The organism is Pseudomonas sp. S36 (genome assembly GCF_016647875.1).
In the GTDB taxonomy this organism is placed as follows: Bacteria; Pseudomonadota; Gammaproteobacteria; order Pseudomonadales; family Pseudomonadaceae; genus Aquipseudomonas; species Aquipseudomonas parafulva.
The window spans coordinates 26,361-38,681 of the sequence record NZ_JACVVG010000029.1 but is presented as its reverse complement, the minus strand read 5'-3'; the positions used below and the strand labels follow the sequence as shown (position 1 = coordinate 38,681).

General features: G+C 65.2%; 13 protein-coding genes. 4 read left to right on the top strand and 9 right to left on the bottom strand.

The features are described from left to right. Positions 1-106: 106 nt before the first annotated feature. The 4 genes from IAE36_RS16470 to IAE36_RS16455 all read right to left on the bottom strand — a co-directional run bounded on the left by IAE36_RS16470 (position 107) and on the right by IAE36_RS16455 (position 6,774). A complete protein-coding gene (locus IAE36_RS16470; protein ID WP_028633228.1) occupies positions 107-1,765 on the bottom strand; it encodes an ATP-dependent DNA ligase in 1,659 nt (552 codons plus the stop codon). After that, positions 1,762-2,778, bottom strand: a complete 1,017-nt coding sequence (locus IAE36_RS16465; RefSeq protein ID WP_028633227.1) for a ligase-associated DNA damage response exonuclease — start codon at positions 2,776-2,778, stop codon at positions 1,762-1,764. Before IAE36_RS16465 ends, IAE36_RS16470 begins: the two co-directional genes overlap by 4 nt. 109 nt (positions 2,779-2,887) lie before the next feature. Next, entirely contained in the window at positions 2,888-5,329 is a 2,442-nt protein-coding gene (locus IAE36_RS16460; protein ID WP_201213491.1) for a penicillin acylase family protein, read from the bottom strand. Positions 5,330-5,433: 104 nt separating this feature from the next. Next, positions 5,434-6,774: an aminotransferase-like domain-containing protein gene (locus IAE36_RS16455; RefSeq protein ID WP_201213490.1), complete on the bottom strand. Its 1,341-nt coding sequence runs from the start codon at positions 6,772-6,774 to the stop codon at positions 5,434-5,436. A gap of 130 nt (positions 6,775-6,904) precedes the next feature. On the opposite strand from IAE36_RS16455, the gene IAE36_RS16450 reads away from it, so the two are divergent. Beyond that, on the top strand, positions 6,905-8,098 hold the full coding sequence (locus tag IAE36_RS16450; RefSeq protein WP_201213489.1) for an MFS transporter: 1,194 nt from the start codon (positions 6,905-6,907) through the stop codon (positions 8,096-8,098). 24 nt (positions 8,099-8,122) lie between these two features. Here IAE36_RS16450 and IAE36_RS16445 read toward each other — a convergent pair whose 3' ends face one another. Genes IAE36_RS16445 through IAE36_RS16430 form a run of 4 tightly spaced genes read right to left on the bottom strand, consistent with a single transcriptional unit; the run spans position 8,123 to position 9,780 of the window. After that, positions 8,123-8,320, bottom strand: coding sequence for an SEC-C metal-binding domain-containing protein (locus IAE36_RS16445; RefSeq protein WP_009684590.1), 198 nt, complete (start codon positions 8,318-8,320; stop codon positions 8,123-8,125). A 7-nt stretch (positions 8,321-8,327) separates the two neighbouring features. Beyond that, entirely contained in the window at positions 8,328-8,804 is a 477-nt protein-coding gene (locus IAE36_RS16440) for an LEA type 2 family protein (RefSeq protein WP_201213487.1), read from the bottom strand. Positions 8,805-8,806: 2 nt separating this feature from the next. Beyond that, complete coding sequence (locus IAE36_RS16435; RefSeq protein WP_028633222.1) at positions 8,807-9,283, bottom strand: YchJ family protein; 477 nt, start codon at positions 9,281-9,283, stop codon at positions 8,807-8,809. Positions 9,284-9,285: 2 nt separating this feature from the next. Next, a complete protein-coding gene (locus IAE36_RS16430) occupies positions 9,286-9,780 on the bottom strand; it encodes a DUF6231 family protein (protein ID WP_201213485.1) in 495 nt (164 codons plus the stop codon). Positions 9,781-9,940: 160 nt separating this feature from the next. On the opposite strand from IAE36_RS16430, the gene IAE36_RS16425 reads away from it, so the two are divergent. The 3 genes from IAE36_RS16425 to IAE36_RS16415 all read left to right on the top strand — a co-directional run bounded on the left by IAE36_RS16425 (position 9,941) and on the right by IAE36_RS16415 (position 11,816). After that, a complete protein-coding gene (locus tag IAE36_RS16425) occupies positions 9,941-10,645 on the top strand; it encodes an OmpA family protein (RefSeq protein ID WP_028633220.1) in 705 nt (234 codons plus the stop codon). Between the two features lie 144 nt (positions 10,646-10,789). Next, positions 10,790-11,065 carry a DUF1145 domain-containing protein gene (locus tag IAE36_RS16420; protein ID WP_028633219.1) on the top strand — a complete coding sequence of 92 codons (276 nt, stop codon included), beginning with the start codon at positions 10,790-10,792 and terminating at the stop codon, positions 11,063-11,065. After that, positions 11,058-11,816 carry a hypothetical protein gene (locus IAE36_RS16415; RefSeq protein ID WP_028633218.1) on the top strand — a complete coding sequence of 253 codons (759 nt, stop codon included), beginning with the start codon at positions 11,058-11,060 and terminating at the stop codon, positions 11,814-11,816. The genes IAE36_RS16420 and IAE36_RS16415 overlap by 8 nt, the downstream gene beginning before the upstream one ends. Before the next feature lie 12 nt (positions 11,817-11,828). Here IAE36_RS16415 and IAE36_RS16410 read toward each other — a convergent pair whose 3' ends face one another. After that, entirely contained in the window at positions 11,829-12,293 is a 465-nt protein-coding gene (locus tag IAE36_RS16410) for a CopD family protein (RefSeq protein WP_201213483.1), read from the bottom strand. Positions 12,294-12,321: the final 28 nt, after the last annotated feature.

The following is a 12,321-nucleotide window of genomic DNA, read 5'->3' as shown; positions in this document are numbered from 1 at the left end:
GTGCATGGCGAGAACGTGCTGCGACACGGGTCGGCTTACAGATAGAAGCACAGTTTCACGGCATGTGCTTATCGGTTTACGCGACGCTTAGCGCAGACGCGGCGGTTCAGACCAACAAGGCCTGCAGGGTGGCCAGGTCATCCGCTTCGTCCACGGGCTTGTCCTGGCGCCAGCGCAGCATGCGCGGGAAGCGCACGGCAATACCGCTTTTATGGCGCTTGGACAAGGCGATCCCCTCAAAACCCAACTCGAATACCAGGGTTGGGGTGACGCTGCGCACCGGGCCGAAGGTTTCCTGGGTAGTCTTGCGCACGATCGCGTCGACCTTGCGCATTTCTTCGTCGGTAAGGCCCGAGTAGGCCTTGGCGAAGGGGATCAGGCTGCGCCCGGGTGTGCCGGCCGGGGCATCCCAGACGGCGAAGGTGTAGTCGCTGTAAAGGCTTGCCCGGCGGCCATGGCCGCGCTGGGCATAGATCAGCACGGCATCCACGCTGAAAGGGTCGATCTTCCATTTCCACCAGGTGCCCATGTCCTTGGTGCGGCCCACGCCATACAGGGCTTCACGCTGCTTGAGCATCAGCCCCTCGACCCCCAGGCTGCGCGACTGCTCGCGCTGGCGGGCGAGGTCGGCCCAGTCAGGGCCCTCAAGCAGTGGCGAAAGCAGCACCGGGGCCAGTGGGCAGGCCTCCAGCACGTTTTCCAGCTGCTTGCGCCGTTCATGCTGCGGGCGGCTGCGCCAGTCTTCGCCTTGCCATTCCAGCAGGTCGTAGGCCTGTAGCACTACCGGGGCCTCGCTCAGCAGCTTCTTGCCCAGCGTCTTGCGGCCCAGCCGCTGTTGCAACAGGGCGAAGGGTTGCACCGCCAGGTCGGCATCGGTAGTGCCGGGCTTCCACACCAGAATCTCGCCATCGAGCACCACACCGTCGGGCAGGGTCTGTGCCAGGCTTTGCAGTTCGGGGAAGCGCTCGGTGACCAGTTCCTCGCCCCGCGACCACACCCACAGCTGGCCGTCACGCTTGACCACTTGGGCGCGGATACCGTCCCACTTCCACTCGATCTGCCAGTCGCCTGGCGGCCCGAGCAGCGCCTCGAACTGCTCGGTAGGGGCTTGCAGCGGGTGAGCGAGGAAGAACGGATACGGCTGGCCACCGCGCTGGCTGTGCTCGTCGGCAGACTCGGGGGCAATCAACTGCTGGTAGCTGGCAGCGGTCGGGCGGTGGCTGATGTCGGTGTAGCCTACCAGCCGCTGCGCCACCCGTTTGGCATCCAGCTCCGCCAGTTGCGCCAGGGCACGGGTGACCAGCAGCTTCGAGACGCCCACACGAAAACTGCCCGTGATGAGTTTCAGGCACAGCATCAGGCTGGGGCGGTCCAGGCGTGCCCAGAGCGGTGGCAGGCGCTGCTGGATGTCTTCAGGTGGCAGGCCGCGCAATGGCAGCAGGTGGTTTTCAACCCAGTGAGCCAGGCCTTCCTGGTCTTGCTGGTGGCTTTCTGGCAATAGCAGGGAGATGGTTTCGGCAAGGTCGCCCACTGCCTGGTAGCTTTCTTCGAACAGCCAGTCAGGCAACCCGGCCAAGGCCCCGGCCAGCTCGCGCAGCACCCGGGTGGGCACCAGCTGACGCGGCCGGCCGCCTGCCAGAAAATACACAGCCCAGGCGGCATCCTCGGCGGGTGCGCTGGCGAAATAGCCCCGCAAGGCCTCGAGCTTGGCATTGCTGGAGGTGGTGCTGTCCAGGCGCAGATACAGTTCGGCGAACGCTTTCATGTGCCGGTCTCCGTGGTGGCTGCATCGTCTTCTTCGCCGTACTCGGTGACGAAGGCGCGGGCGTCCAGGCCCTGTTCCATCAGGTAGCGCACCAGCACGCTGACCGAGCCGTGGGTCACCATCACCCGCTCGGCCCCTGTCTGCCCGATGGCCCACAGCAGCCCTGGCCAGTCGGCGTGGTCAGACAACACGAAGCCGCGGTCGACGCCGCGCCGGCGCCGTGTGCCCCGCAGCAGCATCCAGCCACTGGCAAAGGCATCGCTGTAGTCGCCGAAGCGGCGCATCCAGCTGCTGCCCCCGGCTGATGGGGGGGCCAGCACCAGCGCCTTGCGCAGCAACGGGTCGTTGCGCGCAATGTCACCGGCGTAGCGGGTTTCGGGCAGGTACACCCCGGCTTCGCGGTACACGCGGTTGAGCGGCTCGACGGCGCCGTGCACCAGGATAGGGCCGATGCTGGGGTCTAGCCCATGGAGAATCCGTTGGGCTTTGCCGAAGGCATAGCAGAACAACACACTGGCCTTGCCCTGTTCGCTGTTGGCCCGCCACCAGGTATTGATGCCGGCAAAGATATCGGCCTGGGTGGGCCAGCGGTAGATGGGCAGGCCAAAGGTGGACTCGGTGATGAAGGTATGGCAACGCACTGGCTCGAACGGCGTGCAGGTGCCGTCGGGCTCGACCTTGTAGTCCCCGGACGCTACCCACACCTCGCCCTGGTACTCCAGGCGTACCTGCGCCGACCCCAGCACATGCCCTGCCGGGTGCAGGCTCAGGGTTACACCGTGGTGTTGCAGGCGTTCGCCGTAGGGCAGGGTCTGCAGGTTGATGTCCTTGCCCAGGCGGCTTCGCAGAATGCCGGCGCCAGGTTCGGCGGTAAGGTAGTGGAGGTTGCCGGAGCGGGAATGGTCGCCATGGCCATGGGTGATGACGGCCCTGTCCACCGGCCGCCACGGGTCGATATAGAAATCACCGGGCGGGCAATACAGGCCTTCTGGGCGGGCAATGACAAGGTCCATGGCACGTACGCTGGTTGGGAGTTACCAGTTAGGAGCCACGGCAGCGAAGGGAAGTTCGACCGGTGGTATCACCGCCCCCGCTGCACAGCCCGCACGCGCGCCGTACCGCTTATTTGCCCGGCACCAAGGTGAGGCGCTGGTTGCCGTAGGCCCGGGCGAAGTTCTGCGGCTGCAGCGGCAACACCATGAAGCGCCCCTTGAACCAGGCGTCCAGGCCGTCACTGTAATGGGCGCTGGCCGGGTTGCCAGACTGCCCGCTGCTGGTCAGTACCTGGAGGGGTTCGGCCTGGCCGAAGTCGACCACCATGCGCGCTGAAGCGGGCAGGTGGGTGTCGAAACCGCTGCCCCAAGCGTACGGGGTCAGCGCCAGGGTGCTGAAGTCGCCACCGGCGGCTTGTGGTGGGCGGCTGATGGCATCCCCCAGGCCATGGTAGGCAGGCGCAGGCCAGCGGCACTGGTGCAGCTTGCCCCACTGCCAGGCGCGGCGGTCTGCGCCCAGTTGCGCGGTGCCTGCATCCACCGCCGCCGCGAGGCTGCGGGCAAGGATGGCGGGTTTGTCTTCTTTCTGTGGCGTGGTGCGGTCGTCCCAGAATGGGCTGTCATCGCGGCCAAGCAAGTGGTCGGCCTGGGCCGAGTACGACAGGCGGGCATTGCTGACAAAGGCTTGCCAGGCAGCGCCGGACTCTGGCCCCAGTTCGTCCAGGAAGGTTTCCCGGGCAAATGCCTGCAGAAACAGCGCATACAGCGCCGCATCGGCGGACACCGGGCTCATGCGCCCGTCGAAGGCCTTGAGCCGGGCCAGCGCGTCGCGTGCCTTGTCACGCTGTGCGGCGGGCAGGGCGTCGATGGCCTGTTTCAGGGGCTGGGCCATGCCGGGGGCTTCGAACATCTGCTTGAGTTTGCCGGCCAACAAGGTCACCTGGTCGTTCTGCAGGGCCATCAGGCTGCGGCTGTCGTGGCGGCCGTTGCCCGCCAGTTGGCCCAGGCGCTCGGCCCGTTCCGGGTAGTACCAGGTGCTGGACAGCTGCATGCCGTAGCCTTTGGGCAGGCTGCGCTGGTTGGCATGGCCGATCCAGCCGGCGGTCGGGTCCTGGTCGTAGGGGTGCAGCATGGTATCGGCATAGCCGTCCCAGTCGTAGCGCCCGTCCCAGCCCGGCGAGGGCAGCAGGCCCTGGCCTTCGCGGCGGTTGGGGTAACGCCCGCTGACTTGCCAGGCGATATGGCCGGGCTCGGCGAACACGAAGTTCAGCGCAGCCGCCGTGACCTCGCGTGTACTGTCGAAGGCACGCTCCACATTCTTGGCACGGGTCAGGTCGAACAGCGCATCCAGGCTGCGATCACCCTTGGATTGCGGCAGGTTCAGGGCAAGACCAAGGCCGGCGCCGGGCGGTTGGGCCAGCAGGGTGCCGTGGCGGGTTTCGTACATCACTTCACGTTGAGGGCGCTGGCCGCGCACCAGGAATGTCTCGGTGCGGGCGCGGGCGGGCAGCCACTTGCCATCGGCCAGGTAGCTGAGCTGGTTGCCCTGGCGGCGCAATTGCTCGAGGAACAGGTCCTGGTTGTCAGCCATCACCGCGCTGCTGCTCCAGGCCAGTTGGCCGTTGTAACCCGACAGCACGATGGGCAGGCCGGGCAGCGACAAGCCTGCCACCTGGTACTTGCGGGTGTGGATCTGGACCGGGCTCAGGGCCCAGATGGCACGGCTGTCACTGGCCAGCAGGCTCTTGCCGCTGCGGCTGTGTTGCGGGCCGATGGCCAGGTTGGCCGAACCTGGGCTGCCGAGCAGGTCCAGGTCCGCCAGTTTCTGGCTGGCCGCCGCCAGGGCTTGCAGGCCGGGCAACTGGCTGGCCAGGTTGAGGCCCTTGAGCTTGTCGGTTTCCCCGGTGGCCAGGGGCTCGTCGGGTGCGCCGGGCAGCAGCCAGGCCACGTTGTCGCTGCCCACTTTTTGCGCCAACGTCAGGGCGCTGAGTTCTTCTTGCAGGTTCACCGACTGGCTGAATGCGTACAGGCTGAAAATCAGCGCCGAATCCTCAGGCTTCCAGTACTCCGGGCGGTAGCCACTGTCGGCCAGACCAGCGGGCAGCTTGTCGCGATAGCGGAACAGGTAAGCGTTTACCCCCCGCGCATACACCTCGAAAAACCGCTTGAGGCGCGGCGAAGCGTCGGCGTATTGCTGGGCCGCGCTCTGCTTGAGGTTGGCCGCCCGCATCAGGCGGTCGATGTCCAGCGCATCGGCACCGGCAAGTTCAGCCAGCCGCCCCTGGGCCAACAGGCGCATGGCAACCATCTGCTCGATCCGGTCACCGGCATGCACGTAACCCAGGCTGAACAAGGCGTCGTGGAAGCTGCTGCTTTCAATCAGCGCCGCGCCCATGGGGTTGCGCCGTACCGAGACGTTTTGCGCCAGGCCTTTGAGCGGTTGCACGCCCGTGGCCGATGGCACGCTGCCTTGCTGGGCGCCAGTCTGGCAACCGGCCAGGCCCAGGGTGCCGAGCAGCGTCAAAGCCGTTGCGAAGCGCAGGCGGAAAGGGGGGAAGGCGGGGGCGGCCATGGCAAGGGCTCCTGCAAGGCATTGCGGGTTTGGAAAGGCGCTAAAGGTAGTGAGCGCGCAGGCGTCGTGCAAGGTCAGCGGGCGGTTTATTTGCCGGCGTCCACTTACACCCTGAAAAGCTCGGCTACGCCGTCTGAAAAGTGCGTGCAGTTGATGCGCGTATGACGCTGGTAGTCACGTGTCACCGCAAATGCCTTGCCTGGCATCAGCAGTACCCGTTGCTGTTCCAGCCGGCGCATGAAGGGTTGCAGGTCGGCAAGGTCAGGGTGCGATACCCAGAGGAACATGCCGCCTTGGGCGCTTATGTCGAAATGCCAGCCGTGTTTGAGCAGCACGCGTTGGGTGTGCGCCTGCTGGTGGATCAGGCGCTGCTGCACATCATTCATGTGTCGGGCGTAGGTACCGTCGCTGAGAATGGTGTTGACGAAGCGTTCGCAAAACGCCGGCACTGCGACGCACGTCAACAGCTTCAGGCGCATCAGCGGCGCTACCAGGTGCGGCGGGCAGGCGATGTAACCCACCCGCAGCGATGCCGAAAGGCATTTGGAAAAACTGCCGATATAGATGACCCGCTGCAGGTTGTCCAGCTCGGCGAAGGTTTGGCGCACCCCCGGGCTGAAGTCGCCGTACACATCGTCTTCGACCACGAAGAAATCGTGTTCCACGGCCAGGCGCAGCACGCCGAACGCATTGTGGGGGCTGATGGTGCCGCCGGTCGGGTTGTGGAAGGTGCTGTTGCAGAAGAACGCCTTCACCTTGTGCCTGGCCAGGTGCTGTTTCATGTCTTCCAGGTCTGGCCCGTCGGCTGTGCGGCGGATGCCTACCACGTGGCCGCCGGCCAGCTGGATCAGCTTGATCAGGTTGCCATTGCCCGGCTCGTCCACGAACACGTGGTCGCCTGGGCTGATCAGCAGGCGTGCCACCAGGTCCAGCGCCTGGGTGGCCCCCAGGGTAGTCAGCAGCTGATGAGGGTGTGCCTCGATGCGGGTCAGCCGACCGAGGTGCATGCACAGCTGCTTGCGCATGGGCAGGTAACCCTGGATATCCCCGTATTCAGCCAGCGAGCTTTGTTCCAGCCGGGCGGTACGGCGGATCGCCTTGGCCAGCAGTTCGGTATCACGCCAGGCAGGGGGCAGCCAGCCGCTGCCCAGCTTGGTGAAGTGCTGCCCACCTTGCAACAGCTTGAAAAGCGGATCTTGCGCCATGTCGCCAGTGGGCTCGCCCGTTTCGGCGGGTCGGGTGCCAGTGGCCACAAAGTAGCCACGCCCGGGCACCGCCGTGAGCAGCCCTTCGCTGACCAGGCGGGCATAGCTGGAAACCACCTCGTGGTAGGTGCCACCCGTTGCCATGGTGAGTTTGCGAATGGACGGCATGCGTTGCCCGGGTAGCCATTCACCGGCTGTCAGGCGCTGCTTCAACTGCTCGAATAGGTCGTATTGCGGCACGGGGGCTTTCCTGCGGGTGTTAGAAAAAACACCCTAACAGTTAGCTGTAAAGCGCGTCGACTGTTTGCCGAAAACGTCGTCAACGGTGCGACGCTGTTGCTGTCACCCCTTTTACCCTCAGCGAGCCACCATGAGCACAACCCTTCCCGCACGCACGTACCTGTATTTTCTGGCCCAGTCGGTCAACCTCACCACTGCCGTGATGTCGGTGACCATGGCTGCCATTGTGGGGGCTGCGCTGGCCCCGGCAGCGGCCTGGTCGACTGTGCCGTACGGGTTCCAGTTTCTGTTCGTGATGCTGGCGACCTACCCGGTGTCCCGGCTCATGGCGCGTATTGGCCGCAAACGCGCGTTCATGTTGGGGGCATTGCCGCTGGCCGTGTCCGGCGTCTGCGGCTTCCTGGCGGTGGAGCATCAGCAGTTTGGCGCGTTGGTGGCCAGCCACTCGGCGTTGGGCGTGTACATCGCCTTTGCCAACTTCAACCGCTTTGCTGCCACTGACAACCTGGCGCAGCACCTCAAACCCAAGGCGCTTTCACTGGTGGTGGCGGGTGGGGTGATTGCCGCCGTTGTCGGGCCTGCCCTTACCGAATGGCTGCGCGATGCCGGTGGGTTCCCGCTGTTTTCATTGTGCTACGCCGCCTTCACCGCCCTGGCCCTGGTGTCGCTGGTGATCGCCATGTGCTTGCCAGTTGATGGCCAGGTTGCGCCCGCTACCGCGCCCCGGTCACCGCTGAGCCCTCCCGGGCATGGCATCACGCCGGGCATTGCAGTGGCGATGGGAGTTGCGGCCTTGGGGTACGGCATCATGAACCTGCTGATGATCCAGGCATCCCTGCACATGAAGCATATGCATGAAGACTTTTCCGACGTTCGCCTGGCCATCCAGTGGCATGTGGTCGCCATGTTCGCGCCGTCGTTTTTCACCGGGGCGATCATCCAGCGGCTGGGTATCAGGGCCACGATCTGTGGGGGGTTGATGCTGCTGATCGCGTGCACTGCTCTGAACATGGGTTCAAGCAGCTATGCGGTGATGACGGTTTCACTGATTGCCCTGGGCCTTGGCTGGAACCTGACCTATGTGGGGGGCGGGGCGCTGCTGGCGCAGACGCTGCAGAACAGCCCGGGTGCCATGCAGATGCAGGGCAAGAACGATTTGGCGATAGCGGTGTGCGCGACCGTAGGTGCCTTCAGCCCATCGTTGCTGCTGGACTTGGTGGGTTGGGGGGGCACGAACGTGCTGTGCATGGCACTGTGCCTGGGGTTGCTGCTGGCAACTGCACTGCTGTTGCCGCGCAAGGTGGCCGGGCTTCACTACCGCTAGCGAAGCCCTGCGCGGCGCCTTGGATCAGGCGCCGTGGCACTTCTTGAATTTCTTCTCGCTGCCGCAGGGGCATGGGTCGTTGCGGCCGACGTCCTTCAGCGCGTTGCGCACCGGCTCCTGGTGGCCGTGGTTGCAGTGCGGGCCGTGCACATGGCCGTGATCGTGATGATGGTCATGATCGTGGTTGCAGTCGGGGCCATGAACGTGGGGTTGTTGGGACATTGCTGGGTTACTCCGGGTAGTGATCGCCGGGCATTATCTCACCACTGCGCGACAAGTGCAGGTCCCGATGGATGAGCAGGCCGGTGGCCAGTTCTGCCTGCAGGCTGTAGTGCAGGGGCCGCCCGCTTTTCAGCATTTTCGCCAGGGGCTTGAGGTGCTGCCACAGGTTGGTCCGGGCAGTGATCTTGAATGTACGCCGTTCATGGGGGCCCACGCTGCGCCATAGGCTGGCTTCATCCTGGGCGAGCACAACATCGTTCAGGCGCAGTGCGTAGTCGACGGAGCGGATGAACAGGCGGCTGTCGTTGGGGTTTTCCACCCGCACATGCAACACGAATTCCTGTTGCAGCAGGCGGGCTTTCACCGTTTCCACCCTGACCAGGTGCACCTGAGGTTCGCGCCAGTCTGCACCGCCCCAGCTGGCGCAGCCCCCCACGAGCAAGAGCAGGCCGCAGAGCAGCATGAAGCGGATGCGCGTCATCATGCTCAGCTACCCACGTAACTGGCGCAGCACTTCTTGAACTTCTGCCCGCTGGCGCAGGGGCAGGGGTCGTTGCGCCCGGCCTTGAGCCCCACCGTGGGGTCGATGAAGTACCAGCGGCCGTCGTGCTGAACGAAGGCGGAGCATTCACGGTGCTGGTGGTCGCCGGCCTGGTCGTGCCAACGCGCGGTGAAGGTGACGAATGCGTGTTCGGGTTGGCCACCCAGCACCTCGGCACTTTCCACTTCCAGCCCCAGCCAGGTGCTTTGTGCGCTCCAGGCTGCCATGGCCGCACGGTCCAGCCCGGCCTGCTGGGCGGGCAGGGTGGTGGCCACCAGGTACTCGACCAGGCCCAGCACATAAGCGCTATAACGCGAGCGCATCAGCGCCTGGGCATCCGGTGCCGGCGTGCCAGCATGGTAATGACCGCAGCAGGCATCAAGCAGGTTGCCACTGCCGCATGGGCAGACCGAAACACTCATTATCACCACCAGTACTTGCCGAAATTTTCAGGGTTGGCCCAGAACCGTGCATTGAGCCAGTCCGGTACCTGCTTGTAATCGTGTAGATCATAGGTGAACAGGCTCAGCACCTGTTGCTCGCGGCAGAATTTCTCGCTGGCCGACAGGGCCAGGGCGAAGAAGTCGGTATCTTGCCAACCGCAGGCGGCAAGGTCCGCCAACACTGCCACACGGCTGGCATTGAGATTGCGGATGCCGCCCAGCAGTTCCAGCCCGGTTCGCTTGGGTAGGTGCTCCAGGCAATCCACCAGCAGCGCCAGGTCGAAACGCTGGGCGGCCAGTGCGGCAGGCAGTTGGCCGGGCGTGGCCGTGGCCAGGGTGACCTGCGGGTGCGCCTGAAGAAAGGCGTCCAGGGCAGGGAACCGGGTGCCCACCAGCAGCAGGCGTTGCGGGGTAAAGCGCTCGAGCAGTGCGGCCAGGGCCTGTTGCGGCGTACGTTGCGAGAAACCGTCGGTCATAGCCAATCCTCTTTCATGTTGGCCAAGACTAGCGGGCCAGGGCGCGTCGGCAAAGGGCTGCATGCAAGCGAGATGGCCGATTGCTGGCAGGGTTGGCATGCACCGTCTTTACTCCCACAGGTCGGCGTTATGCCGGTTCCCACTAAGGAGAGGCGATGAGATGAGCATAGTACGCACAGCGGTACCCTTGATCCTGCTCACCAGCGTGCTGACGGGTTGCGCAGGCTTGCAGAAGACCGACTGGCCCAAGTGTGCGGCCGTCGGAGGCGTGGGCGGCGCAGCGCTGGGCGCCATCGAAAGCTCCAGCTGGGCCGGCTGGGGGGCACTGCTGGGCGGTGGCCTGGCAGCCGGCTATTGCTGGGCTCATGGTGACGGTGACGAAGACGGTGATGGTGTGCCTGACAGCCGCGACAAGTGCCCAGGCACACCGCGTGGCGTGCAGGTGGACGCCAACGGCTGCCCCCCACCGCCGCCGCAGCCTGAGGCGGTGGTGGTGGAAGAGGTGGTGGTGGCCAAGGAAGAGGTCATCGTCATCCGCGACGTGCACTTCGAATTTGATTCTGCGCGCCTGACGCCGGCCGACAAGCAACGCCTCAACACCATCGCCACCCGCCTGAAGCAGGAAGCGCCTTCCGCTCGCCTGAGCGTCAGCGGCCACACCGACAGCGTGGGCAGGGACAGCTACAACCAGAAACTGTCGGAGCGCCGGGCCCATTCGGTGACCGACTACCTGGTTGAAAGCGGCATACCGCGCAGCAGCTTCGTGTCGATCGTGGGGGCCGGTGAGTCGCAGCCGGTTGCGGACAACGCCACTGCCGAAGGGCGTGCCATGAACCGCCGTACCGAAATCAAGATCGAGCGCTAGCCCGTAGGCACCCGTGCCGCATTCCGTGGCATGGGTGCCCGGTGTTGCGCCTGCTGGCGCGGCATTGGGGGTTGCAGTTAAGGTAGAGCCCTGGCGCGGTCGAGTCAGCCATCCGGGGCTGACGCTCATCGATGGGGGCAAGGCATGAAGTTCTTCCTGGGCCTGGGCAAGGTCCTCACAATCGCCTTCTGGGGTGTGGTGCTGTTCAATCAGATGGCACCGCAGCCCTTGCCGCTGAACCTCTTGATCAACGCGGCGGGCGGCCTGCTGCTGTGCCTGCACGTGCTTGAGGTCCTCTTTTTCAACGGTAGCCTGCGCGGGCGCAGCCACCGCTGGTTCGACCGCCTGCAAATCCTGTTGACCGGTATATTCCATGTCATGTCCATCCCCCGTGCGCAGGAGACGCCACGAAATGCGTAATCTGATGTTGCTTGCCCTGCTGGCTACCCCTTTGGCGCAGGCCCAGAGCCTGGAGGTGGGCGCCAATTCCATGCTGCGCCTGCCGACCAAATCGGCCAGCGTTCACCTGGACCAGCTACGGGTGGGCGACGGCGCTACCCTGATGTTGCCCGCGACCCTGGCCGAGTTGAAAGTGGACAGGCTGGAGCTTGGGCGTGACGCACGCATCGCCATTGCGCCGTCAGACAGCCCGTTGCTGATCGAGGCTGCCAATGCAAGCCTTGGGGCCGGCAGCGAGTTCAGTGCGCCGGGGGCTGCGGGCAGCTACCAGCGTGCGGCACGTTCTGGCCGTGGCCTGGACCTGAAACTGGCCGAGGTGGAAGCGGAGCAGTTGGCCATCGACGCCCGCGGTGGCGCAGGTGCGCCTGGTTATGCGGGGCTCGATGGTGCCAATGGGCAAGCGGGTGGTTGCACGTGGGGGCAGGCCAGCCGCGGTTTCAACGGCGACGATGGCGGTAACGGGCATGACGGGGCGCCTGGCGGGCGTGTGCGCCTGAGCGTGCCGCAAAGTTTCCCCCAGGAGCGCATCGTGGTGCGGCTCGATGGCGGTGCACCGGGCAAGGCCGGCGACGCGGGCAAGGCGGGCAAAGGCGGTGCCAGCAAAGGTTGCCTGGTCTACCGCACCGCAGCGGGCGCCAGCGGGCGTGCTGGGCAAGCGGGCCAGCCGGGCCTGGCTGGCGCCGCCGGGGAGCTGATCCTGCAGCGTCTGTAACCGGCGCCGCGCTCAGGGCATCAGGCGGGCGCTGGCCACTGCCACAACGGCGAGGCCCAGCAACAGGTTCACGCCCATCATCCGCCTGATCCGCCCCAGCACCGCTGCACCGGCGGCCCAGTCTTGGGCCTGCACAGCGGTTTTGAGCTCCGGCAGCAGCAGGGCCTGTATACGCAGAAACAGGGCGAACATGACGATGCCGCCGCCCATCATCGCTTGAATGTAGCGAGGGGCAGTTTCGAAGCCGTTGAAGCGCATGTGCAACATGCCGACACCTGTTATCGCCAAAACCACCACAGCCACCCAGACCCAGCCGAAGAAGCGTCGGAAAACTTCCACCCACAGGCGCAGCCGCGCAGGCCCTTCCAGGGCTGCAACCGTTGCAGGGCGCAGCACCAGCCAGGCGAAGAACATGCCGCCGACCCATATCAGGGCAGCCAGAACATGCAATGTGTAGGGCAGGGCAAAGGCGGCCATCCGGATCTCCATGCGGCATAAAGGGCAA

Excerpts from the sequence above, each read along its gene's own strand:
- IAE36_RS16415 (WP_028633218.1), top strand. The coding sequence starts at position 11,058 with ATGCGTAATCTGATGTTGCTTGCCCTGCTGGCTACCCCTTTGGCGCAG.
- IAE36_RS16410 (WP_201213483.1), bottom strand. The coding sequence starts at position 12,293 with ATGGCCGCCTTTGCCCTGCCCTACACATTGCATGTTCTGGCTGCCCTG.
- IAE36_RS16420 (WP_028633219.1), top strand. The coding sequence starts at position 10,790 with ATGAAGTTCTTCCTGGGCCTGGGCAAGGTCCTCACAATCGCCTTCTGG.
- IAE36_RS16450 (WP_201213489.1), top strand. The coding sequence starts at position 6,905 with ATGAGCACAACCCTTCCCGCACGCACGTACCTGTATTTTCTGGCCCAG.
- IAE36_RS16430 (WP_201213485.1), bottom strand. The coding sequence starts at position 9,780 with ATGACCGACGGTTTCTCGCAACGTACGCCGCAACAGGCCCTGGCCGCA.
- IAE36_RS16440 (WP_201213487.1), bottom strand. The coding sequence starts at position 8,804 with ATGATGACGCGCATCCGCTTCATGCTGCTCTGCGGCCTGCTCTTGCTC.
- IAE36_RS16460 (WP_201213491.1), bottom strand. The coding sequence starts at position 5,329 with ATGGCCGCCCCCGCCTTCCCCCCTTTCCGCCTGCGCTTCGCAACGGCT.
- IAE36_RS16435 (WP_028633222.1), bottom strand. The coding sequence starts at position 9,283 with ATGAGTGTTTCGGTCTGCCCATGCGGCAGTGGCAACCTGCTTGATGCC.
- IAE36_RS16425 (WP_028633220.1), top strand. The coding sequence starts at position 9,941 with ATGAGCATAGTACGCACAGCGGTACCCTTGATCCTGCTCACCAGCGTG.
- IAE36_RS16445 (WP_009684590.1), bottom strand. The coding sequence starts at position 8,320 with ATGTCCCAACAACCCCACGTTCATGGCCCCGACTGCAACCACGATCAT.
- IAE36_RS16470 (WP_028633228.1), bottom strand. The coding sequence starts at position 1,765 with ATGAAAGCGTTCGCCGAACTGTATCTGCGCCTGGACAGCACCACCTCC.
- IAE36_RS16465 (WP_028633227.1), bottom strand. The coding sequence starts at position 2,778 with ATGGACCTTGTCATTGCCCGCCCAGAAGGCCTGTATTGCCCGCCCGGT.